Genomic DNA, 24,107 nt, shown 5'->3' with positions numbered 1-24,107 from the left:
GGGTGCGCGGATCAGCCGAAGACGATTGTCTTGTGGCCGTTCAGCATGACCCGGTTTTCCAGATGCAGCTTCACCGCACGGGCAAGCACCCGGCTCTCGATATCGCGACCCGAGGCGACAAAATCCTCCGGACTCAGCGCATGGGTCACGCGTTCGGTTTCCTGCTCGATGATCGGGCCTTCGTCGAGATCGGGCGTTACATAATGCGCTGTCGCGCCGATCAGCTTCACACCGCGCTCATGGGCCTGATGGTATGGCTTCGCACCCTTGAAGCTCGGCAGGAAGGAGTGGTGGATGTTGATGACCTTGCCATAGAGGCGGTTCGACAACTCGTTCGAAAGCACCTGCATGTAGCGGGCGAGAACCACGAGATCGGCATTGGTCTCCTTGAAGAGAGCGATGAGCTTCGCCTCCTGTTCCGCCTTGTTTTCGCGGGTCACTTTCCAGCAGTGATACGGGATGTTTTCGGCCTCGGCCGTGCGGCGGGAATCCTCGTGGTTAGACACGATTGCCGCCACCTCCGCATCGAGCCAGCCGACACGGATCTGATAGAGGAGATGAAGCAGCGCATGGTCGAACTTCGAGACCATGATGATGATCTTGGGACGCCGGGAACGGTCGGCGAGCGCCGTCTTCATGTCAAAGCGTGCAATTGCCGGTTCTAGGGCGCGCATGATGCCATCGCGTTCCAGCGCGTCCGGGACGGTGACGGAAAGGCGCATGAAGAAGCGGTTCGTCTGGCGATCCCAGAACTGATTGGATTCGGCGATATTGGCGCCAAGCCCGGCGAGTTCCGTCGTCACGGCGGCCACGATGCCGGGCCGGTCCTCGCAGGAAAGATTGATGTCGAACGTCTTCTCGGTCATGGCGCGATCCGGTCTTCTGGTCTTTGGAATGGCAAGGGCGCGGAACGGCCATTGCGGGAAATCGATCTATACGCGATCGTGAGGGATTGGAACCGGCTTCCTGTCGCAGCCCGCCTTCGGGTAGTCGGGAGCAGGGCGATTTCAGGCCGACGGCGCCAAAATGAAAACCGGCCGGCGGTGTCGCCGGGCCGGTTCTGTCACCATCACGGTCTCGCAATCCCGACTGGCATCGGGTTCTTTTCAGGCGTTTCCTCCGCGCTGCCGTGAGGTGCCCCTCTAACCTTGCACTGAAAAATTCTCAGTGACCGGTCAGGGCTGCTTCGAGGTCCTGAAGCGAATGGTGGGTGAGATCCTTTGCCAGCTCGCCAACCAGAGCGGCCTTGACGTTGGCGTGAAGGTGACGGCGCAGCTCGCCCAGCGTGCGCGGGTCGGCAATCACGAAGAGCGAGGCAAAATGGCCCGCCACCACCTGCTCGTTCAGATAACCCGCAATGGCTGCCGCGAAATTGTCTTCCTCAAGCCGTTTGGCGTCCGGATTGGCCGAGGAACTGCGATGGTGCACGCCGGTACCGCTATTGTGGCTGTCGAGCTTCGGCTCGGGCAGTTCGGCAAGCTTGATATGCGGCTCCGTGCCCTTGTTGCGGTAGAGCTTCAGCTTCTCGCCATTGGCCACCAGAACGGTCGTGTCGTTGGGTAGGATCATAAGAAAATTCCTTCGGTCTGCCCGCATGGTCCATCGGGACGATGCGGGCGCACATTCGCAGTTCAGCCGGGAACTTCCTTGATCGGTGTCAAACGCGTGAATAATTCACGCTGGGCACCAATGCGCAGAGACAGTCTTTTTTGCCGCAGCAATGGCCGTTTCCAGCGCTTTTCCGGTTGCAAGGCCGGCGGCGATACCGCTTGCCAACATGCAACCCGTACCGCGCCGGCTGCCCTGAAGGCGCACGCTCGTAAAACGAAGAGGTTCGACAAGAGGCCTGAAAAGAAGGTCGGCGGCCTCGGTCCCTTCCGCATGCCCGCCCTTGGCCAGTATGGCGCGGGTGCCTGCTGCCAGAAGGAGCTTTGCCTGTCTGCCGATCTCGGCTTCCGTCAGGGCAGGCGCGCTGCCGCTCAAAAGAGCAAGCTCGGGCAGGTTCGGCGTTACCAGCGCGCAAAGCGGCATGAGATTTTCGCGCAACCAGTCCAGTGCGTCGGGGCCGATCAGCGGACGCCCGGAGGACGAGGCGATGACGGGATCGAGCACGACGGGAATGCCCGCGTGATCGGCAAGCACCCCGGCAACGCGTTCGGCGATGGCGCGGCTGCCGAGCATGCCGATCTTGATGGCCGCGATGCGATTGGCTTCGAGCGCGGCTCGCATCTGCGCTTCCACGAGGCCGGGTTCGCACAGCTCGACCGCGCGCACGGCGTCATGCGTCTGCACGGTGACGGCGGTGACGGCCAGTGCCGCCCGCAGACCGAAGCCAGCCAGTGTTTCGATGTCGCGGGCAATGCCCGCGCCGCCCGAACAATCCGAGCCGGCAACGATCAGCACATGAGGTTTGCTCAACGCCATTGCGCGGTCGCCGCGATCCATTCGCGCGTGCGCGCCTCCGGGTCGGGGTTGAGCGTGATGTCGGTCACGACGGCGGCACTGTCGGCACCCGCCGCAAAGACGCCGGGCAGCCGTTCGGGGTTGAGCCCGCCTATGGCAACCAGCGGCAGGCCCGGCACGCGCTGGCGCCAGTCGGCCAGCCGGTCGAGCCCCTGCGGGCGCCATTTCATCTTTTTCAGAATGGTCGGGTAGACGGGGCCGAGCGCCACATACTCGGGATTTGCATCGAGCGCGGTCTGCAATTCTGCGCCGTCATGGGTGCTGACACCAAGCTTCAGGCCCGCCCTGCGGATCACGGCGAGGTCGGCTTCGGCGAGATCCTCCTGCCCCAGATGCACAAAGTCGCAACCCGTCTCGATGGCAAGCTGCCAGTGATCGTTGACGATGAGCTGGCAGCCATGCGCCGCACAAAGCCGTTTCGCCTCGGCAATTTCTGCGCGCAGGCCGGCCTCGTCCATTTCCTTGATGCGCAGCTGTACGAGCCTGACGCCGAGCGGCACCAGCCGCTCGATCCAGGCGGCGCTGTCGACGATCAGATAAAACGGGTCGAGCTTCATTCGAACACTGCCTTGCCGATGACAGGGGTGGAGGGAACGGCCATGTCGCGGGGTTCCAGCGGGCCTGCCTTGAAGGCACGGCGTCCGGCTTCCACGGCTTGTGCGAAGGCGCTGGCCATCGCCGCCGGGTCCCCGGCCTTGGCTACAGCCGTGTTGAGAAGCACGGCGTCGAAGCCCAGTTCCATCACGCTTGCCGCATGGGAAGGACGCCCGAGACCGGCATCGACGATGAGCGGAATATCGGGGAATTCGGCGCGGAAGGAGCGCAGCGCATCGGGATTGACGGGCCCGCGCGCAGAGCCAATGGGCGCGCACCAGGGCATCAGGACCTCGCACCCCGCTTCGAGCAGGCGCCCGGCAACGACGAGGTCTTCGGTCGTGTAGGGAAACACCTTGAAGCCCTCTTCGATAAGAATGCGCGCGGCCTCGACAAGCCCGAACACATCGGGCTGAAGCGTGTCGTGATGGCCGATTACCTCCAGCTTGATCCAGTCGGTGCCGAAAAGATCGCGCGCCATCCTTGCCGTGGTCACGGCTTCCTTCACCGAGTGGCAACCTGCCGTGTTTGGCAGGATGCGCACGCCCAGCTCGCGGATCAGCTCCCAGAACTGTCCGCCTGTGCGCCCACCCGCCGTCTCGCGGCGCAGCGACACGGTAACGATGCCTGCGCCTGATGCGCGCACCGCCTCGGCCAGAATGGACGGGGAGGGATATTGCGCCGTGCCCAGAAGCAGCCGGGAGGCGATATCTTCACCATAAAGGGAAAGCATGGTTCAGCCCCCCTGCATCGGCGCGAGGATTTCGATCCGGTCGCCGTCGTGTAGCGCGCATTCCGCGCGCTCGATGGCCGGCACCAACTCGCCATTGAGCGCCGTCGCCAGAAAATCGGGCTCGTAATCGAGCTCCGCAAGCAGAGCAGCCAGAGTCGTAGCGGAAACGGCCTGTTCCTCGCCGTTGACCGTCAGTTTCATCGCATCATCTCCATGTACCGCGCGGCAGGCCAGAGGTGGGTATTATCGTGCATGACGTCAGGCATATTGCCGCTTTTCCTGCAGTATCATCGCCGCTGCCTCCTGTGCCATTGCCGGCGAGAGCAGGAAGCCGTGGCGGTAGAGCCCGTTCACGCTGACGCCTTCCGCCGTGCGCGTCACGCGGGGCAGGTTGTCGGCATAGGCCGGGCGCACGCCCACCCCGGTCTCCACGATCTTTGCCTCGGCAAAGGCCGGATGCAGGCCATAGGCGGCGTTCAGAAGCTCCATCATGGAGCGCGCCGTGACCGGGCCGTCATCTTCGCTCTCGATCATCGTCGCACCAACCATGAAACGATTGCCGTCTCTTGGCACGATATAGACCGGGATGCGCGGATGCAGCAGGCGCACGGGGCGCGACAGGCTTATATCCGGCGTTTCCAGAACCAGCATCTCGCCGCGCACGCCGCGCAGCGCGGGCGCTGCGGAGGCAATGCCGGTGCAATCGGCGATGCGGTCAGCGCCTGCGGGCTCCTTGCCCCCACAGAGAAAAGCGACGCCCCGCGCCCCAAGCTTTTTCCGAAGCGCCAGAAGCGCGCGGCGAGGGTCGAGATGCGCTTCGCCGGCGAAGAACAGCCCGCGGCGGAAGCGCCCGTCGAGGTCGGGTTCGAGCGCGGCGATCCGCTCACCGGCAATTTCCTCGAAGCCGCTCGTGCGGGCAGCAAAGCGGCCAAGCTCGCCGGCATCGCGCGGCGGGGCCACGACGAGCGTTCCGTTACGGACCACATGGCCGGGGAGTGCATTTTCCCACCAGTCAGCCGCAAGTCGGCCGAGGGTCAGAACGGGTTCTTCGGCGCTTTCGCGCTCGCACCATGGTGCAAGCATGCCGCCCGCAAGCCATGAAGCACTGCCGGAAGAATCGGGCAGGAGGTCGAATACGGTGACCTTGGCGCCCTGTTCCAAAAGTTCATGCGCAAGGGTGAGGCCGGCAACGCCGGCCCCACGAACGAGAACATGCATTATCGATCTCCCGCGAACGCGTTGCCGGAGGATGAGGAGTGCGCGTCGTGGGACAAGACGGACGCGCGCCTCTCAAAAGCCGAGAAACCAAAAGTCTCGTCGTTCACGGCAAGCCTACTCCCCGGCCGGGGGTACCTGGTCGAGTGGCATGTAGAGGTCGCCGCCTTCACGGAACTTCTCGGCCATCTTCGCCATGCCCTCCTTCTGCGCCTCGGCACGGATATCGTGGGAAATCCGCATGGAGCAGAATTTCGGCCCGCACATGGAGCAGAAATGCGCCACCTTGTGTGCTTCCTTGGGCAGTGTCTCGTCGTGGAAACTGCGCGCCGTCTCGGGGTCGAGAGAGAGGTTGAACTGGTCTTCCCAGCGGAACTCGAAGCGCGCCCGCGACAGGGCGTCGTCGCGCACCTTGGCCGCCGGATGTCCCTTGGCGAGATCGGCCGCATGCGCCGCGATCTTGTAGGTGATGACACCTGTCTTCACGTCGTCGCGGTCGGGAAGGCCCAGATGCTCCTTCGGTGTGACGTAGCAGAGCATGGCCGTTCCGAACCAGCCGATCATGGCCGCCCCGATGCCGGAGGTGATATGGTCGTAGCCCGGCGCGATGTCGGTGGTGAGTGGCCCGAGCGTGTAGAACGGGGCCTCGCCGCAGACTTCGAGCTGCTTGTCCATGTTCTCCTTGATCTTGTGCATCGGCACATGGCCGGGGCCTTCGATCATCACCTGGCAGTCCTTTGCCCAGGCAATCTGTGTGAGCTCGCCCAGTGTTTCCAGCTCGGCAAACTGCGCGGCGTCGTTGGCGTCGGCAATGGAGCCGGGGCGCAGGCCGTCGCCAAGCGAGAAAGAGACGTCATAGGCGCGGCAGATGTCGCAGATTTCCTCGAAATGCTCGTAGAGGAAGCTCTCCTTGTGGTGATGCAGGCACCATTTGGCCATGATCGAGCCGCCGCGCGAGACAATGCCCGTCACGCGGTCCACGGTCAGCGGGATGTAATGCAGCCGCACGCCGGCGTGGATGGTGAAGTAGTCGACGCCCTGTTCGGCCTGTTCGATCAGCGTGTCGCGGAAGACCTCCCAGTTCAGGTCCTCGGCGATACCGTTCACCTTCTCCAGCGCCTGGTAGATTGGCACCGTGCCGATCGGCACCGGAGAATTGCGGATGATCCATTCGCGGATATTGTGAATGTTGCGACCGGTCGACAGGTCCATCACCGTGTCGCCGCCCCAGCGCGTCGCCCACACCATCTTTTCCACTTCCTCGGCCATGGAGGAGGTGACGGCGGAGTTGCCGATATTGGCGTTGATCTTCACGAGGAAATTGCGGCCGATGATCATCGGTTCGCATTCGGGGTGGTTGATGTTCGAGGGGATGATGGCGCGGCCGCGGGCCACCTCGTCACGCACGAATTCGGGCGTCACGTAATCGGGAACCGATGCACCGAAGCTTTCGCCATCGCGGGCGAGCGCCTGCTTGGCGGCTGCGCGACCGAGATTTTCACGGATGGCGATGAATTCCATCTCCGGCGTCACAATGCCGGCGCGCGCATAGGCAAGCTGCGTGACTGCCTTGCCGTCCCTGGCCTTGAAAGGCTGATGGCGCACGGGAAATTCAGGTGTCAGCCGATCGCCGGACACGAAGCCGTTGTCGGCGGGCTTCACGATGCGCCCGTCATAGGCCTCAACATCTCCGCGCGCCTTGATCCAGGCTTCGCGCAGGCGCGGCAGGCCGTTGTCGATCTGGATCAGCGCGTCGGGGTCGGTGTAGGGGCCGGACGAATCATACACCGTTACCGGCGGTTCGCCGGCGCTCGGATGCACCGCGATCTCGCGCATGGGCACGCGGATATCAGGGTGGATGGTACCGGTCTTGTAGACTTTGCGTGATGCCGGCAATGGGCCGGTGGTCACGGTTGGGGCAAAAGCGTCCATGGGTCAGAGCCTCCTCTGCGATTTGCATTTTGCAGCCGGACGGTGAAGCCCGGTGCAGACAAATGCGTCTTCTCAACGCAATGGAGACCCAGTTCTTGCCGAGAGGAGGAAGGGCTTCGAGGATTTGGACCCGTATGGTTTCCGGCTGCTGAGAGCCGTTTGCCCGCGAAGCTTGCACCATCCCTACGCCAGTATGAACTGGATCAGGTTCATCGGGTCACTGCGCTGCATGGATAACCATGCCCAGCAGAATCTCAGCCCCTTGGCGGGACCCCCCAGGTGAGCCTTCAGGGTGATGAAGGGCAGCGAGTTTGTCAAGCCGGCTGTCAGCTCATCACCTGTTGATTGGGAAGGAGGCCGCGCGATGCGGGCTGCGGCACCGTTTGCGATATCCCTAGATGCTCCAGGCCCGTCGCACGCGGTCACCGATCCCGGCAAGTCGATGCACCGGCTCGTTGGCAAAGACGAAGCGCAGATAACGCCCGGCCCGGTCGGGGCTGCCCCAGCCGGTCATGGGGGTTGCGGCGATTGCGGCCTTCTCGAACAGCAGCCTCGAAGCCTCACCGGGTTCCATGCCCATTGCGCGGGTGTCGATGAGAAGAGACCAGCCGCCATCCGGACGGATGACCGGAAGACCCGAAAGCTCGGCTAGGATCACGTCGCGCCGGGCCTTCCATTCGGCGGTGGCGGCGGCAATGCCATCGTCCGGCGCCGTGATGGCTGCTGCTGCGCCGGGCATGCCGATGCCCACCTGGCAGACAACATTGGTGAGGCTCACAAGGCCGATGTCATCCATGATCGCGCGCGGACCGGTGATCCAGCCGACTCGCCAGCCGATCATCCGGTATTCCTTCGAAACCGAGCCGACACTGACGGTGCGCTCGGCCAGTCCATCGATGCCAGCGGGATGTATGACAGGCCCGTCGATATAAAGAATCCGCTCCATGGCCGCGTCATGCAGGAGCCAGGCCCCGGTTCGGCGCACCAGATCGGCAATGGCCTCCCACTCCTCCTTCGTGTGCACAATGCCCGATGGCATGGACGGGCTCATCGTGAGGATGGCTTTTGTTCGCGCGCTTGCTGCCTGCGAGAGGGCTTCCAGGTCGAGCCGCCAGCCGCCGTCCATCTCGACAAGCGGCACCAGCCTTGGAATGCCACCCACCAGCCTGATGCGGTTGATCAGCCCGGCATAGGCAGGGTCGGTGATCACCACCTCGTCGCCGGGTTCGAGCATGGCCAGAAGCGCGTTGAGAATGCCCGAAAGCCCACCCGCCGAGATGACGCACTGGCTCTTCCAGTCATAGGAAACGCCCGTCGTTTTCGTCAGCCTTTCGGCTGCCGCCTTGCGCAGATCGTCGATGCCGAGAAAAGGCAGATAGGAATTGGCGTCATCACGGGTGATCGCTGCCTGCGTGGCCTCGATCGCCTCGCGCGGCGGGGGAATGTCGGTGTCCAGATTCTCCAGCCGCAGCATTTCCCTACTGCTGGCTGCATCGGCTGCATCGGCTGCATCGCCCATCCTGTCCACGCCAATACCGGGAATGTGCCGTAAGCGCTCCACTGTCATATCAAAATCCTTATTGTATCCATTTATATAAATTGGATACATAAATCTGGATTGCTGTCAATCAGGCAGCGCATTACACAAGGTCAGAGGCCGCAAGACAGGCCACAACAGCGGATGCGGTGAATGAGCGAAAAGCGGGGCGAACAGGCTGAGCGCATTGCAGCGGGGTTGCGCGGCGAGATCGTCTCAGGCGCGCTCGCGGCTGGTTCGGCGCTGCGCCAGGAGAAGATCGCCGAAACCTACGGCACCAGTCGCATGCCGGTGCGCGATGCGTTGCGTTTTCTGGAAGCGGAGGGGCTGGTGCAGATGCTGCCCAATCGCGGCGCGACGGTTGCACCGCTCGATGCAGCGGAGTTTCAGGAGATCTACGAAATGCGGGGCGCTGCCGAAGTTCTGGCTTTGCGGCTCGCCATTCCCGAACTCACAAATCGGCAGCTCGATCGCGCGAGCGAAATCCAGATGCAGGCGGAGGAGGGGGATATTCGCACTTTCGGGGCGCTCAACAAGGCATTCCACATGGCTCTTTACGAGCCGTGCGGGCGGCCACGCCTGCTCACCCACATCGCCGGACTGAACGAGCTTGCGGATCGCTATTTGCGCGTTGCGGCCATCGAGCTCGATTATGTCGCGCAATCCCATCATGAGCATAGGGCTTTGCTTGAAGCATGCCGCAGGCGCGATGAAGCGCAGGCCTGCGGCATGCTCGCGCAACACATAGAAGACGCAGGCAAAGCCCTGCACGGGCTTTTGTCGGCGCAAATGCGCGGTCTCTGAAAATGGTGGAAACTTATGGATGACAGGCCGTCCCAACCGAGGACGGCCTGTCTCTCTTCCGGGTTCGCAATCGTGCCTCAGTCAGGTGGTCCCACCTGACTGTACGACACGCTTTAAGCCGCCGTCACGAAGCGGGCGTCGAAGGTCTTCTCATAGGGCACATCGGCATTGGCGAGCTCCGGATCGAGCGTCTTCAGCACCGCCATCATGGAATCGTAGCCCTCCTTGGAGACCACGCCATCGGGCGAATACATCTCCTTGGAATTCTCGAAGGCCTGCTTGTAGAGGTCGCGGTTGCCGAGCAGATATTCTTCCGGAACCGCATCCGCCACCTCGTCGGCGGATGCCGTCTGCAACCATTTCAGGGCTGCGAGCATGCCGTTGACGAGACGCTGGGTCGTTACCGGATTATCATTGGTGAAGGCAGCGGTCGTGTAGAGCGTGGCAGCGGGGTTCGGTCCACCGAACAGCTCGCGGGTGCCGGCTTCTGTGCGGGTGTCGAGCAGAACCTCGATGTCGCCGTCATATTGAAGCTGCGCGATCACCGGATCGAGATGCGACAGGCCCTCGACCTGCTTCTGCTTGATCGCTGCCACGGCGCCGGCACCACCGCCAACGCCGACAAGCGAGACGTCGGTGGCCTCGAGGCCGTTCTTCAGGAGCGCATATTGCAGCATCAGCGATGTGGAGGAGCCCGGCGCGGTGACCCCCATCGTGCGGCCCTTCAGGTCGGCAACCGACTTCACTTCGCCGGCAATGTCCTTGCGCACGCCGATCACGATGCCGGGGAAGCGGCCCATATTGCAGACGCCGACAATGTCCTGCCCCTTGTGCTGCATGCGGATCGTATGTTCATAGGCACCGGTGACCATGTCCACCGAACCGCCGATCAGCGCCTGCAGCGATTTGGAGCCGCCGGCGAAATCGTTGATCGTGACGTTCAGGCCCTGCTCCTCGAAGAAGCCCTTCTTTTCCGCGATGGTCAGCGGCAGGTAATAGAGCAGGGGCTTGCCGCCGACGCCGAGCGTCACATCCGTTTTTTCAGGCTTCGCGTCCTGTGCGATCGCCGGCAGGCTGCTGGCGAGTGCGCCGAGCGTCAATGCGCCGCCGCCAAGAAGAACCGTTCTGCGTTTCATTCCATTTCTCCTGTCGTTTCCGTCCCTGTGGAATTGTTTTCGCTTATGATGCCCGCCAGGCGAGCAGACGTTTTTCGACGAGGCTGACAAGCCCGTCGACCACCAGAACGAAGGCCATGAGCACGAACATGCCGGCAAAAACGCCGACCACGTCGAACACGCCTTCCGCCTGATGGATCAGGTAGCCGAGGCCGGCAGCCGACCCCAGATATTCGCCGACAACAGCACCCACCACTGCAAACCCGACCGAGGTGTGAAGGCTCGAGAACACCCAGGAGAGCGCGGAGGGCAGATAGATATGGCGCAGGAGCTGGCGCTCATTCATGCCAAGCATGCGCGCGTTGTTCAGCACCGGCTGGCTCACTTCCTTCACGCCCTGATAGACGTTGAAAAAGACGATGAAGAACACCAGCGTGACGCCGAGCGCCACCTTCGACCAGATGCCGAGGCCGAACCACAGGGCAAAGATCGGCGCAAGAACCACGCGGGGCAGGGCATTGGCGGCCTTCACATAGGGGTCGAACACGGCGGCCAGAAGCGGCTTGCGGGCGAACCAGAAGCCGAACACGACGCCGCCTATGGCGCCAATCAGGAAGGCAAGTACGGCTTCCGTCAGCGTGATGCCCAGATGATACCAGATCGTGCCGCTGCTGAACCAGGTCCAGATGCGCTTGATCACACTGATCGGGTCGGCGAAGAAGAAGGAAATCGTCTTGGGATCGCCGAACAATGTGGTGCTGGACGCGATATGCCAGAGCACCAGCGTGACCACGGCAACGAGAATTTGAAGGGAAATCAATAAGCCGCGGTTCATGCTGCGGGCGCTCCGGCTGTGTTCTGATAGGCGGCCATGACCTGGTCGCGCAGGGCGTCCCAGATTTCGCGATGCAGTGCATTGAAGCGCGGGTCATGGCGGATTTCGCCCACATCGCGCGGCCGCTCCAGCGTGACCGGGAAATCGCCGATGATGCGCGAGCGCGGTCCCGCCGACATGATGATGATTCGATCGGCGAGTGCGATGGCCTCGTCCAGATCGTGCGTGACGAACATCACCGCCTTGCGGTCTTCCGACCACAGTTTCAGAAGCAGATCGCCCATGATCAGACGGGTCTGCGCGTCGAGAGGGCCGAAAGGTTCGTCCATCAAGAGGATCTTGGGATCGCGGATCAGCACCTGCGCCAGGCCGACACGCTTGCGCTGGCCGCCCGAGAGCATTTGCGGGAAGCGGTCGCCGAAGGCGCCGAGACCGACCCGGACCAGCCATTCTTGCGCTTTCTCGCGTGCGACCCTTGTGGGTGTTCCTGCGATCTCAAGGCCGATGGCGACATTGTCGCTGACCGTTTTCCAGGGCATCAGGGCATCCTGCTGGAAAAGATAGCCCGCCTTGCGATTGATGTCGGAAAGGCGCTCGCCGAAAATTTCGACGGAGCCGCTCGCCGGCTTCAAAAGACCGGCAGCCGCATTGAGCAGGGTGGATTTCCCGCAGCCTGTCGGGCCGACGATGGCGACGAATTCATGGTCCCCGACGGAAAGGTCGACAGGCGCTACGGCTTCGAAGCGCTTTCCGTTGGCAAGCGCAAAATCAATGGACACGCCGTGCAACCGCACGGCATGCGAATTCTCGTTGGGCATAAGGCATTTCCTCCTTGTCTCTGAACTTGCAACATAGACGTGTCTCAGAAAAGAGAAAAAAGCCGCATTCCTGCAAGGCAGCGTTGAAAAACCGCCAGGTGCGTCGCCTGCCCACTCGAACGCCTATATGCCGACGCAGACAAATGTTGTGGCGGTCCGAAATGCCTCGAAGCCGGCTTCTCAGGGATTTTGGGGAATATCGCTCCTGCCCATCGATTTGTCGTCTGAAAACCTTGGATGGAATGCTTGAGGCGCCTCTGAACTAGTCATTATAACTTAGTTCAATTGGTGTAATGTCGGCTAAAAATTCTGGTACTAAAATATGATTCATTAAAATTTGCCGGCTGAAATGCTTGCAAAATTTATGAAGCGGGATTTATCGTAACACCTCTTTGGGGAGGCGGCTCCACGACTCCGTCTGACGCGAACGGGGAAGATGAGGGGGAGTGGAGATGCGGGCACCGTTATCGGGCAGAACAAGCCTGTCGATCGCAACGACTCTGATAGCCTTGCTGCTTTGGTTGCCGGTTGCTGCTTCAGCCGCGCCGTCAGCCTACTGTCCGACCCTGAACGCCACTGTCGCCAATGGCGGATCGGTGGCCATCGATGTCAGCGCATGTGACGGCCCGATTGATGGCGGCATGAGCGGGCCGATCCCGCCAGATGCCCAGCACGGCACGGTGACCATCGGCGCCAACAGCGGCGGCACGCAGTTCGTGACCTATGCGCACAGCGGTGATTCGGCGACGAGCGACCAGTTCTTTCTGGAAGACAACGACAACGGGGTCGTGACGGTCAACATAACCATCGATCCGCCGGCCTCGCCCATCACGGTCTCGCCGGGCACGCTGCCGGCCATGACCGCGGGAACGGCCTTCAGCCAGGCGCTGTCGGCAAGTGGCGGTACGGCACCTTACACCTACAGCCTGCAGTCGGGATCGTTACCTCTCGGAATCTCTCTAACCTCCGGGGGACTGCTGAGCGGAACGCCAACGCAGCGCGGTGGTTACGCTTTTACCGTAAGGGCGACCGACAATATCGGGCAGTTTGTCGACAAGGGCTATACCAGCACGGTGCTGAACCCGGTGCTCTCCATTTCCCCGACATCGGCGACGGCCATTCAGGGCGTATCGTTCTCGCAGACCATCTTCGCCAGCGGCGGCGTCGGCCCGCGCACCTTCGCCGTGGAGAGCGGCCTTTTGCCGGCGGGGATATCCCTGTCCAGCAGCGGCCTTCTCAGCGGCACCACCTCCAGCGCGCCCGGATCTTACCCTCTGATGCTGCGGGTCACGGATTCCAGCACCGGACCGGGGGCCTATTTCGAGCTTGAGAGCTTCACTCTGACGGTCGCACCGGCACCGTCCGTGTCCATCAGCGTCAGCCCGGCCTCGGTGAGTGAGGACGGCGTAGCCGATTTGGTTTACACGGTCACGCGCAGCCAGAACCTGTCGTCATCCACGATCGTCAATCTCGGTTACACGGGCAGCGCGGATGCCAGCGACTATACCGGTGCGACCTTGACCGTGACCATTCCGTCCGGCTCGACGAGCGGCATCGTGGTGATAAACCCGTCCGCCGATCTCTCCGTGGAGGCGGACGAGACTGTAGTCGTTAGCATACAGAGCGGCTCAGGCTATACCATCGGTGCACCTTCCTCTGCCACAGGCACGATCCTGAACGACGACCTTGGGGTTCTGACGATCAACAATGCCACCATTCCCGAGGGTGACTCCGGAACTCAAGCGATACCGTTCACAATATCGCTCAGCAGTCCTGCCGGACCCGGTGGTGTAACGTTCGACATCGCAACCGCCGACGGTACCGCGACAGCAGGCGAGGACTATCAGGCGAAAAGCATGGTGGGCGCCACCATCGCGCCGGGGGAGAGCACTTATGTCTTCTCTGTTGATGTATACGGCGATACGTCCAACGAACCCAATGAGACGTTTTTCGTCAACATCACCAACGTGACAAACGCTATCACGGGCGATGGCCAGGGCGTGGGCACCATCGTCAACGACGACCTTGCGGGCCCGTCGATCACTTCCATCTCGCCGAACAATGGTCCGGAGGCAGGCGGCACGTCGGTGACGATCACCGGAACGAACTTCACCGGTGCAACGGCCGTGACCTTTGGCGGTACGGCGGCTGCGAGTTTCACCGTCAACAGCAGCACAACTATTTCGGCAGTGACGCCGGCCGGCACGGCCGGGGCGGTGGATGTGGCGGTGACGACAGCCGGCGGCACGGATACGGAAACGGGTGGCTTCACCTACAATCCACCCGTGCTTCCTACTCTGAGGATCAACAGCCTCACCTTTCCCGAGGGTGACACGGGAACTCTAGCGATACCGTTCACGATAATCCTCAGCAGTCCCGCCGGTGCAGGCGGGGTAACGTTCGACATCGCCACTGCCGACGGCACGGCAACAGCAGGCGAGGACTACCAAGCAACCAGCACTACGGGCTTCAGCATACCGGCAGGGCAGGTCTCCAAACCCTTCTATGTTGATGTCTACGGCGATACGACCCACGAAACCACCGAGACATTTTTCGTCAACATCACCAACCTGACAGGCGCTACCGCGGGCGATGTCCAGGGACTGGGCACCATCGTCAACGACGATCCCGTACCCACGATCACTCTGGCTCCTGCCACCCTTCCCGCAACAACAGTCGGGGCGTCCTACAGTGAAACCCTGACCGCCAGCGGCGGAACGGGTCCATACACCTATGCCGTCACCGTGGGCGCCTTGCCCGGGGGCCTGACTTTGACCTCCTCAGGCGTGCTTTCCGGCACGCCGACGGATGAGGGCACGTTCAATTTCACCATCAGCGCAACCGACAGCAGCGCAGGAACCGGGCCATATAGTGGAAGCAGGGCCTACACGATTGATGTCGCTGCGCCCACCGTGACAGTCAGTCCGGCCACATTGCCTGCCGCAACCGTCGGCACGCCCTTTAGCCAGTCCGTGACCGCCAGCGGCGGAACCGCACCGCATAGTTTTGCAGTTACGGCTGGCGCTTTGCCCTCAGGCATGAACCTGAGCTCAGGGGGGATGCTTTCCGGCGCCCCTACGGCGGGCGGAACGTTCAATTTCACCATTACCGCCACGGACGGCAGTGGCGGAGCCGGGCCATACAGCGGCAGCAGGTCCTATACGCTCAACGTTGCAGCGCCCGTCATCACCGTGAGTCCCGCCACGTTGCCACCCGCCAGCCAGGGTGTCCCCTACTCACAGACCATAACCGCCAGCGGCGGCACGGCGCCTTATAGCTACTCCGTTACCGCCGGTGGCCTGCCTTCGGGCCTGAGTCTGAGCAGCTCTGGCGTGCTCTCCGGCTCGCCGACGGTAAACGGAACATTCAACTTCACCGTCACCGCTACTGACAACAGCGCTGGCAGTGGTCCATATGGCGGCAGCCAGGCCTATTCGTTCCAGATAAGCGCCGGCACTCCGCCGATGGTCAGTTCCGTGAGCGTTCCCGCCAACGGGTATTATCGCACGGGGGACGTTCTTTCCTTCGTTGTCAACTTCAACGAAACCGTTCTGGTCAACACGTTGGGCGGCTCGCCAAGCGTTCCTGTGGTGATCGGAGCCGCAACGGTTGATGCCAGCTATGTGGCGGGCAGCGCATCGAATGCACTTGTCTTCCAGTATGCCGTCAATCCGGGCGATCTGGACGTGAACGGCATCCAGGTTGGAGGCGCCATTGGTCTGAACGGCGGCGCAATTGCAAACGCCTTCAGCACGCCTGCCGATCTGACCCTCAACAACGTTGGGAGCACCACCGGTGTTCTCGTCGACGCAGTCGCGCCAAAGGTGACTTCCAGCGCAGTCAGCGGCAGCCCGAACTCGGATGCGATTGCGGTCGATTTCCTGGTGACATTCTCGAAGCCGGTGATTGGTGTCGATTCATCGGATTTCGTCCTGACGACGACGGGGAGCGCCATGGGCGCGATCTCCGGCCTCGCCACCTCGGACAACGTGACATATACGGTCAGCGTTACCGGTATTTCCGGGATCGGCTCGTTGCGGCTCGATGTTCTGGCGGACGGGTCGATCACCGATACGCCCGGCAATCCGATGGCTGCTGCTTATGCGTCGGGAACGCCCTGGGTGCGCAGCGGATCCGCCAACGCCTCGCTGGCCGGCCTTGCGCCGAGCATCGGCACCCTCGATCCCGCGTTCGATGGGGCCACGTTCGGCTATGCCGTTGCTGTTGCCAATTCCGTTGCCAGCCTGACCCTGACCCCGACCGCCGATGACGCCAATGCCACGATCACCGTCGACGGCACGGCGGTTGCTTCGGGCAGCCCCAGCCAGTCACTCGCCCTCACGGTTGGGGCGACGGCGATCCCTGTCGTCGTGACGGCGCAGGACGGCACGACTGTGCAGACCTACACGGTTACCGTCACCCGCGCCGCCTCAACCAACGCTTCGCTGGCCGGCCTTGCGCCGAGCGTCGGCAGCCTCGATCCTGTGTTCGATGGGGCCACGTTCGGCTATGCCGTCGCTGTTGCCAATTCCGTTGCCAGCCTGACCCTGACCCCGATCGCCGATGACGCCAATGCGACGATTACCGTCGACGGCACGGCAGTTGCGTCCGGCAATGCCAGCCAGCCGCTCGCCCTCGCGGTTGGAACGACGGCGATCCCCGTTATCGTCACAGCGCAGGACGGTACGACGACGCAGACCTATACGGTAACGGTCAACCGGGCATTGCCCGCCCCGACCGTCCTGTCACGCACCATCGAAATCAATGCGGGCCAGACGTCATCGATCGAACTCACCGAAGGTGCGACGGGCGGTCCATTTACTGGCGCGGCGATTGTCGACATATCCGACAGTGGCGCCGGCTCCGCGCATATCGAACAGAACGGGCAGAGTTTCCTGCTCGTCTTTGCTTCCAGCCCGATCTTCTCGGGCGGCGCGGATGTCCGGTTCACGCTCTCGAACGCATACGGAACCTCAGCCCCCGGAACGATCTCCTTTACGGTCCTTGCACGCCCCGACCCTTCGCAGGATGCCGAAGTGATTGGATTGCTGAAGGCGCAGGTCGACACGGCGAAGCGCTTCGCGCAGGTGCAGACACGCAATTTCAACGGGCGACTGGAGCAGCTGCACGATGAAGGCGACCGCCGCAGAAACAGCATGAATGTGCGGTTGGGCTACAATGAAAGCGCGGGGAGCGGCAACGACCGCACGGTTCGCGCATTGAACGAAGCCGGGGCCGATGTGCCCGGTCTTCTCGGCTATGCATCACAGTCTTCCGGCAGGGCAGGGGGCGCGGGACTTGCCGCAGACAAGGCCAGCGGATCGGGTGTGTTCAATGGCGGGGGCATGAACCTTGGACGCTATGCCATCTGGACAGGCGGCTTCGTGGATTTCAGCGAGAGCGATAATGGCGGCATCGATCTCGACAGCACTCTCGTCGGGGTAAGCGCTGGCGTCGACTATCGCTTTTCTGACAAATTCATCGGCGGGTTCGGCGTCGGGTTCGGCCGCGACCGCACGGAAGTCGGCGCAAACGGAACCGAAAATACGGGGCGCGCCTACAGCGCCGCGCTCTACGGAAGCTACAAGCCGGCTGATAATTTCTTCATCGATGGGCTCATCGGTGCGAGCTGGCTCGATTTCGACAGCCGTCGCTATATCACCGCCACCGGCGATTTCGCCACCGGCAGTAGGTCGGGACAACAGGTCTTCGGATCGTTGAGTGCAGCTTACGAATTCCGCAAGGAAAGATGGCTTGTCTCGCCCTATGGCCGGGTCGAACTGTCCCGCACATGGCTCGACGGCTTCACAGAGGACGGCGGAGGTGCTTTCGGTCTGCGCTACGGAGACCAGGACATTGACACGGTATCGGGTGTCATTGGCCTTCGGGCGGCCTATGCCTTCAAGACTGGCTGGGGAACGCTCACGCCGGGCGCGCGTATCGAGTACACGCATGATTTCGCCGGCTCCAGCCGGATCAATCTGGGCTATATCAACCTTGCCAACCTGCCTTACTGGCTCGATATCGAGGCTTCGAGGCGTGACTACGTAACGCTTGGAGTGTCGCTCGACGCAGAGCTTGACCTGGATTGGACAGTGCGGTTCGATTACCGTACGGCTTTCGGAAACGACAATCAGGACCACGCATTCGGCCTGAAGGTCGGCAAGACATTCTGACCCTGATCCGCAACAGGACGCGCGGTTGCACGCGTCCTGTTTCTTCTGCAGCGCGGAGAGCGTTCAAACGCGCATATCGGACAGCATGAAGGCTTGTCCTTCCGGCGCAAAAGCACCGCGAACCATGTATCCATTGTCGACGCGATGCTGCCGCTGCGGCTTCCAGCCCAACCGGTCGGGCGTGAAATGCACGTCCACGCGGCCGCGCCCGAAGCCGATATTGGCCAGAATGTCCTCGAGGGTCGGAATTTTCGCTGCGACCACATCCATAAGAACGAGGGCCTCCCGCGTCGTACGAAGAGCCGCGACGGCATCGAGAGCTGGAAGGTAAACGAGCCTGATATCGGGGGTGAGCACCGCTCTCAGAAAGAACAATGAGGGATGATCGCAGGCTGCCGCAAGCAGGGAGGTGGGGACCCGGCGTGAGAAGATATCGCGCAGCAAACTGACATCCTCGGCCGCATCCAGAGACAAATCGCGATATTCGGTGGTGGAGTTCTGCAATGTCAGTTCAGCGCTGAAGATCGTCTCATGCAACTGCCTGAATCCAAAAGGCTTATAAAGCTCAGGCGTCCCGGTGACGAGGATCACCAGCTCCGCGCGGGTGTCGGCATAGCGCAACGCACGCAGCATCAGATCGCGAAACAGGCCCTTTCCACGCCAATCGGGTCGAACTGCAACCGACTGCACGCCAAACGCAAAGACACGGTTTCCATCCAGATAGAACTGGCGTTCATACAGACTGACATTCGCGACCAGACGCTCCTCATGCCACCATCCGAATGCAATGATGGATGGATCGTGTCCCAACCGGTTCAGGGGAGAGATATCGATCTCGAATGTGTCGTTGATCAGCCGCCCCAGTTCCGAAAAACCTGTATCCGTCTGGGCATAGTCGGATCGATAACGAAGACCTTTCATTGCAATCCCAAAGTCTCTGTATCTGCCGGCAAATTCCCGTCACAGCTTGTGTAAGAGTGGTGGTCGGATGCACTTTCGGCTTTCCAATTGCTCATAGGTCGATCGATATGCTCCGGGCCTAGAGTGCTTCATCGTTTCGCAGAAACGCTGTCCCGCCCTATCTTCTTGTTTTTAGGCATTTATACAGACGTCAAGTGATTCCACCTGACTGCAAAATGCGCTAGTCACCCGCACTGTAACAAACGGCTTGGAGCTTATTGCCATCTGGGTCGCGAACATAGGCCGCATAATAGTTTTTTCCATAGTGCGGGCGCGTGCCTGGCGGACCCTCGCAGGTTCCTCCCAACCGCAGCGCTGCATCGTGAAAATGATGCACCGCATCCCTCGACTCCGCGATAAACGCAATATGTGTTCCATTGCCCCAGGTCGCAGGCCGACCGTCCTCTGGACTGTAAAGATAGATCGTTGGCATTCCGCCTTTCTCATAAGCGGGCGGCTTTCCGGGTGGTTTGGGGAGGCGCTCAAACCCTAAAACACCCAGAACTTCATCATAGAAACGACCGGAGCGTTCGGGATGGTTTGTGCCAAGCGTGATATGGCTGATAACAGACATGCAGGGCGTCTCCCTTCTTGTCGACAGAATAAAACAGGAACATCAACACGCCGAGCCTTGGTTTTCAATCCCCGAGTTCAACGAGACAGAGCTTCGGTCAGTAAACCGCAGATAGGCATTCCGCTGTGTTTCTCCAGATCGAACCGGGAGTCGGTGCACTTCAAAGTCGAGCGCACGGTTTGGTCTCATAAAGTTGCATAATATGAATTATGGAACTTAACGCATGGCTTTGCCATGCGTTTTTCATTGCCCGTTTCATCCGCTTGTTATGTGGCGTCGTTAAAGACCATCCGTTCCGCCTTGTGGATCAAGACCTCCCACGCAAACAACAACCTTGTTCACGCAGGTTTCGAGATGAGCGACGATAGCACCGCCGGCAACGGCATTTTCCGGACCACCCGCCTTGAAGAGGCCGACGGACCGGGCACGAACCCGACCGAAAACCGCACCATGGGCGAGATCATCGCAGCCCGTTTCTCGCGCCGCGGCTTCCTGCGCGGTGCCATGGCGACAGCGGCTATCACTGCCACGGTCAGCCCCATGGCCCTGATGGCCGCCGACGAGGCGCGCGCTTCCGAAGGCAAGTCCGCCTTCGATTTCCCCGAGGTGACTGCAGGTGTCGATGCAGACCATCACGTTGCCGAAGGCTATGATGCCGACGTGCTGTTCCGCTGGGGCGACAAGCTTTTTGCCGATGCGCCGGAATTCGACCCGCTGAAACAGTCGGAAGCCGCCCAGCAGCGCCAGTTCGGCTACAATAATGACTTCGTCGGCTTCATTCCGCTCGACGGGGCGGATGATCACGGCCTGCTCGTGGTGAACCATGAATATACCAACGAACATTTGATGTTCCCCGGCATCGTCACGGTGAAGGAGGGCAAGGTCGAGGTCGCTCCCGCGACGGAAGACCGCGTCAACATCGAGATGGCAGCCCATGGCGGCACGATCGTTGAAATCCGCAAGGTCGATGGCAAGTGGCAGCCGGTGCTCGACGGCAGGCTCAACCGCCGCATCACGTCCAAGACGGAGATGACGCTCTCCGGCCCGGCTGCCGGCCATGATCGCCTCAAGACCGGCGCCGATGCCACCGGCACCAGGGTGCTGGGCACCGTCAACAACTGCGCCGGCGGTGTCACGCCCTGGGGCACCTACATCATGGCCGAGGAAAACATCCACGGTTATTTCAAGGGCACGTTGCCCGAGGGACATGCCGAAACGGCCAATTACAAACGCATGGGCGTTCCTGGCGGCAGCTATGACTGGGCGGATTTCCACGACCGTTTCGACCTTGCCAAGGAGCCCAACGAGCCGAACCGCTTCGGCTGGGTGGTCGAGGTCGACGTCATGGACCCGAATGCGATGCCCAAGAAGCGTACCGCGCTTGGTCGTTTCAAGCATGAGGGCGCCGAGAGCATCGTGGCGCCGGATGGTCGTGTCGTGTTCTATCTCGGTGACGACGAGCGCTTCGACTATGTCTACAAGTTCGTGACCGCGGGTAAGTACAACCCCGATGATCGCGCTGCCAATATGGATCTCCTCGACGAAGGCACGCTCTACGTCGCCCGGTTCGATGAGGACGGCAGCATGCAGTGGCTCCCGCTTGTGCATGGTAAGGGGCCGCTCACGACCGACAATGGTTTTGCCGGCCAGGCCGACGTGCTGATCGAAACCCGTCGCGCGGCAGACCTCCTCGGCGCCACGCCGATGGATCGCCCGGAGGACATCCAGCCGAACGGAACCAATGGTCGCGTCTATGTGATGCTCACCAACAATACGAAGCGCAAGGAACCCAACGCGGCAAACCCGCGCGTCGACAATGCCTTCGGTCATATCGTGGAAATTCACGAGAATGACGGTGACTTCACCGCAGAGGCGGGCAAGTGGGAAATCCTGCTCAAATGCGGCGATCCCTCAGTTGCCGAGGTCGGCGCTACCTTCTCCACCGAGACTTCCGTCAATGGCTGGTTCGGCATGCCGGACAATTGCGCCGTCGATGCCGATGGCCGCCTTTGGGTTTCCACCGACGGCAACTCCCCCTCTGACACGGGGCGCACCGACGGTCTTTGGGCGGTCGACACGGAGGGTGCTGCGCGCGGCACGTCGAAGCTCTTCTACCGTGTTCCGGTGGGCGCTGAAATGTGCGGCCCCTGCCCTTCGCCGGACATGACCACCTTCTTCGTCGCCGTGCAGCATCCCGGCGATGGCGGCGAGGATTGGGAAGGCTTTGGCCGCCCCTCCTATTACGAGGATCTCTCCACCCGCTGGCCCGATTTCCGGGACGACATGCCGGTGCGTCCCGCGGTCGTCGCGATCACCCGCAAGGGTGGCGGCAAGATCGCCTGATCGCGCCCACGCGAAACAGGAAGGGCGGCACAGTCTGCTGTGCCGCCCTTTCCATTGTTCTGAACACGGGATCAGATGCGCTTGCCGCTCTCGGCGTCGAAAAGATGGATGCTGCCGGGGTCCATGGCAAGCGGAAGAAGATCGCCTTCGGCAAGTTTCGTCTTGCCGGGCAGGCGGGCGATGAACTCGCCGCCTTCCGCGCCAGCACCATCGAACCGACCGTGCGCCAGCGTGTCCGCGCCGAGGGTTTCGATGGCGCGCACCTTGAGCCTGATTGAGGCCTCGCTATCCGGCACGAGGCGGAGATGCTCGGGCCTGACGCCGAACAGAACCGGCCGCCCTTCTCCTGAAAGGGCGGCTTCGCCGAGCGGCAGTGTCGTCCCGCCCTCCAGCGTGAATTCCCTGCCGGAAGCCGCTCCCTTCATGATGTTCATTGCTGGCGACCCTATGAAGCCCGCCACAAAGCGGGTGGCTGGCCGATCATAAACGGCCATGGGTGTGTCGATCTGTTCGGCCACGCCCCCATTCATCACCACCAGCCGGTCAGCCAGCGTCATGGCCTCCACCTGGTCATGGGTGACATAGAGCGCTGTGGTTTCCACAGAGCGCTGCATTTCCTTGATTTCAAGCCGCATCTGCACGCGCAACTTGGCATCGAGGTTGGAGAGTGGTTCATCGAAAAGAAACACGGCAGGATCGCGCACAAGTGCCCTGCCCATGGCCACGCGCTGGCGCTGCCCACCGGAAAGTGCCCGTGGCTTACGTTCGAGATAAGGTTCGAGCTGCAGCATCCGGGCTGCCTTGCCGACACGCTCGCGAATCTCGTCTTTCGACTTGTTGGCGATCTTCAGGCCGTAGGCCATGTTGTCGAACACGCTCATATGCGGATAGAGCGCATAGTTCTGGAAGACCATGGCGATGTCGCGTTCGCGCGGCTCCAGATCGTTGACCACCCGCCCCCCGATCTCGATGGTGCCGCCGGTTATGCGCTCCAGCCCTGCGACCATGCGCAGCAATGTGGATTTCCCGCAGCCCGACGGTCCAACGATGACAATGAATTCGCCATCGGCCACATCGAGGCTCACACCGTGGATGACTTCGGTCTTGCCGTAGGATTTGGTGATGTTCTTGATGGAAATCGTCGCCATGCCGGCTGCGGTCCTTCTATTTTTCCGTCTCAACGAGACCCTTGACGAACAGGCGCTGCATGAACACCACCACCGCGACGGGCGGCAGAATGGCCAGGATCGCGGTTGCCATGGTCACGGGCCAGTTGCCGTAGTCATCGGCCGAGGGCATCATCTGTTTCAGCCCCATGACGATGGTGTTCATCTCCGGCTTGGTCGTGATGAGAAGCGGCCAGAGAAACTGGTTCCAGCCATAGATGAAGAGGATCACGAAAAGCGCGGCGATGTTGGTCGTCGACAGAGGCAGGAGAATATCCTTGAAAAAGCGCAAAGGCCCCGCGCCATCCACGCGCGCGGCCTCCACCAGTTCGTCGGGCACCGTCAGGAAGAACTGTCGGAACAGGAACGTAGCGGTTGCCGAGGCGATGAGCGGCAGAACAAGCCCGGTATAGGAATTGAGGAGCCCAAGCGAGGCGGCGACCTCGTATGTCGGCACGATGCGCACTTCCACGGGAAGCATCAGCGTCATGAAGATCGCCCAGAAGCCGAGCATGCGGAAGGGAAAGCGGAAATAGACGATGGCATAGGCCGACAGGATGGAAATCGCGATCTTGCCGACGGCGATCCCGGCCGCCATCACCAGCGAATTGAAGAGCATGCGCCCGACCGGCACGTTGATGCCGGCGGTCAGTGCATTGGTGTAGTTCTCGATGAAATGGGGACCCGGCACCAGCGGCATCGGCACGCGGACGATGTCGTAGTGCGTAACCGTCGAACCGACGAAGGTGAGATAGATCGGAAAGCAGACGATGGCGATGCCGAGGATCAGCACGGCATGCATGAATATCGTTCCGAAACCGCGTTTTTCGACCATCGCCCGC

Annotated in this window: 19 protein-coding genes and 1 riboswitch; of the genes, 3 read left to right on the top strand and 16 right to left on the bottom strand. The window is 61.6% G+C overall.

Going from position 1 to position 24,107, the window contains the following annotated elements; all coding sequences use genetic code 11:
• Window positions 1-11 precede the first annotated feature (11 nt).
• The 9 genes from purU to NA8A_RS06685 form a co-directional block, all read right to left on the bottom strand.
• The gene (purU, locus tag NA8A_RS06725) at window positions 12-866 is read right to left on the bottom strand and encodes a formyltetrahydrofolate deformylase (protein WP_009449899.1); all 855 of its coding nucleotides are present in this window, start codon (window positions 864-866) and stop codon (window positions 12-14) included.
• A gap of 298 nt (window positions 867-1,164) precedes the next feature.
• Window positions 1,165-1,569, bottom strand: coding sequence for a host attachment family protein (locus NA8A_RS06720; protein ID WP_009449898.1), 405 nt, complete (start codon window positions 1,567-1,569; stop codon window positions 1,165-1,167).
• 105 nt (window positions 1,570-1,674) lie between these two features.
• Complete coding sequence (locus tag NA8A_RS06715) at window positions 1,675-2,424, bottom strand: hydroxymethylpyrimidine/phosphomethylpyrimidine kinase (RefSeq protein ID WP_040672059.1); 750 nt, start codon at window positions 2,422-2,424, stop codon at window positions 1,675-1,677.
• Complete coding sequence (locus NA8A_RS06710) at window positions 2,415-3,020, bottom strand: thiamine phosphate synthase (protein WP_009449896.1); 606 nt, start codon at window positions 3,018-3,020, stop codon at window positions 2,415-2,417. Before NA8A_RS06710 ends, NA8A_RS06715 begins: the two co-directional genes overlap by 10 nt.
• Window positions 3,017-3,790, bottom strand: coding sequence for a thiazole synthase (locus NA8A_RS06705; protein ID WP_009449895.1), 774 nt, complete (start codon window positions 3,788-3,790; stop codon window positions 3,017-3,019). Before NA8A_RS06705 ends, NA8A_RS06710 begins: the two co-directional genes overlap by 4 nt.
• A gap of 3 nt (window positions 3,791-3,793) precedes the next feature.
• The gene (gene thiS / locus NA8A_RS06700; protein ID WP_009449894.1) at window positions 3,794-3,991 is read right to left on the bottom strand and encodes a sulfur carrier protein ThiS; all 198 of its coding nucleotides are present in this window, start codon (window positions 3,989-3,991) and stop codon (window positions 3,794-3,796) included.
• 57 nt (window positions 3,992-4,048) lie between these two features.
• The gene (gene thiO / locus NA8A_RS06695) at window positions 4,049-5,008 is read right to left on the bottom strand and encodes a glycine oxidase ThiO (RefSeq protein WP_009449893.1); all 960 of its coding nucleotides are present in this window, start codon (window positions 5,006-5,008) and stop codon (window positions 4,049-4,051) included.
• Window positions 5,009-5,122: 114 nt separating this feature from the next.
• Window positions 5,123-6,937, bottom strand: a complete 1,815-nt coding sequence (thiC, locus tag NA8A_RS06690; RefSeq protein ID WP_009449892.1) for a phosphomethylpyrimidine synthase ThiC — start codon at window positions 6,935-6,937, stop codon at window positions 5,123-5,125.
• A 162-nt stretch (window positions 6,938-7,099) separates the two neighbouring features.
• Window positions 7,100-7,225, bottom strand: a riboswitch (TPP riboswitch).
• A gap of 106 nt (window positions 7,226-7,331) precedes the next feature.
• Window positions 7,332-8,504: a pyridoxal phosphate-dependent aminotransferase gene (locus tag NA8A_RS06685; RefSeq protein ID WP_040672005.1), complete on the bottom strand. Its 1,173-nt coding sequence runs from the start codon at window positions 8,502-8,504 to the stop codon at window positions 7,332-7,334.
• A 123-nt stretch (window positions 8,505-8,627) separates the two neighbouring features.
• Here NA8A_RS06685 and NA8A_RS06680 point away from each other — a divergent pair, with 123 nt between their 5' ends.
• Window positions 8,628-9,278 (top strand): GntR family transcriptional regulator, encoded by a 651-nt coding sequence (locus tag NA8A_RS06680; RefSeq protein ID WP_009449890.1) that lies wholly within the window; start codon window positions 8,628-8,630, stop codon window positions 9,276-9,278.
• Window positions 9,279-9,391: 113 nt separating this feature from the next.
• On the opposite strand, the gene NA8A_RS06675 is transcribed toward NA8A_RS06680, so the two are convergent.
• From NA8A_RS06675 to NA8A_RS06665, 3 genes are read right to left on the bottom strand one after another with little or no spacing between them, the layout of a single operon-like run.
• A complete protein-coding gene (locus tag NA8A_RS06675) occupies window positions 9,392-10,414 on the bottom strand; it encodes an ABC transporter substrate-binding protein (RefSeq protein ID WP_009449889.1) in 1,023 nt (340 codons plus the stop codon).
• Window positions 10,415-10,457: 43 nt separating this feature from the next.
• Window positions 10,458-11,228, bottom strand: a complete 771-nt coding sequence (locus tag NA8A_RS06670; protein ID WP_009449888.1) for an ABC transporter permease — start codon at window positions 11,226-11,228, stop codon at window positions 10,458-10,460.
• Entirely contained in the window at window positions 11,225-12,046 is an 822-nt protein-coding gene (locus NA8A_RS06665; RefSeq protein WP_009449887.1) for an ABC transporter ATP-binding protein, read from the bottom strand. The genes NA8A_RS06670 and NA8A_RS06665 overlap by 4 nt, the downstream gene beginning before the upstream one ends.
• Window positions 12,047-12,498: 452 nt before the next feature.
• Here NA8A_RS06665 and NA8A_RS24295 point away from each other — a divergent pair, with 452 nt between their 5' ends.
• Complete coding sequence (locus tag NA8A_RS24295; protein ID WP_009449886.1) at window positions 12,499-18,222, top strand: autotransporter domain-containing protein; 5,724 nt, start codon at window positions 12,499-12,501, stop codon at window positions 18,220-18,222.
• Between the two features lie 63 nt (window positions 18,223-18,285).
• Here the strand turns inward: NA8A_RS24295 and NA8A_RS06655 are convergent, their stop codons facing one another.
• Together NA8A_RS06655 and NA8A_RS06650 are read right to left on the bottom strand one after the other, a co-directional pair.
• Window positions 18,286-19,143 (bottom strand): GNAT family N-acetyltransferase, encoded by an 858-nt coding sequence (locus tag NA8A_RS06655; protein ID WP_009449885.1) that lies wholly within the window; start codon window positions 19,141-19,143, stop codon window positions 18,286-18,288.
• Between the two features lie 220 nt (window positions 19,144-19,363).
• Window positions 19,364-19,756, bottom strand: a complete 393-nt coding sequence (locus tag NA8A_RS06650) for a VOC family protein (RefSeq protein WP_009449884.1) — start codon at window positions 19,754-19,756, stop codon at window positions 19,364-19,366.
• Window positions 19,757-20,110: 354 nt separating this feature from the next.
• Between NA8A_RS06650 and NA8A_RS06645 the strand changes: the two genes are divergently transcribed.
• A complete protein-coding gene (locus tag NA8A_RS06645) occupies window positions 20,111-22,099 on the top strand; it encodes a PhoX family protein (protein ID WP_040672057.1) in 1,989 nt (662 codons plus the stop codon).
• A 71-nt stretch (window positions 22,100-22,170) separates the two neighbouring features.
• Here the strand turns inward: NA8A_RS06645 and NA8A_RS06640 are convergent, their stop codons facing one another.
• Window positions 22,171-23,247: a sn-glycerol-3-phosphate import ATP-binding protein UgpC gene (locus tag NA8A_RS06640; RefSeq protein ID WP_009449882.1), complete on the bottom strand. Its 1,077-nt coding sequence runs from the start codon at window positions 23,245-23,247 to the stop codon at window positions 22,171-22,173.
• A gap of 16 nt (window positions 23,248-23,263) precedes the next feature.
• A complete protein-coding gene (gene ugpE / locus NA8A_RS06635) occupies window positions 23,264-24,100 on the bottom strand; it encodes a sn-glycerol-3-phosphate ABC transporter permease UgpE (RefSeq protein ID WP_009449881.1) in 837 nt (278 codons plus the stop codon).
• Between the last annotated feature and the right edge of the window lie 7 nt (window positions 24,101-24,107).

Source organism: Nitratireductor indicus C115 (assembly GCF_000300515.1).
Classification (GTDB): domain Bacteria; phylum Pseudomonadota; class Alphaproteobacteria; order Rhizobiales; family Rhizobiaceae; genus Nitratireductor; species Nitratireductor indicus.
This window is presented reverse-complemented; position numbering and strand designations above follow the sequence as displayed.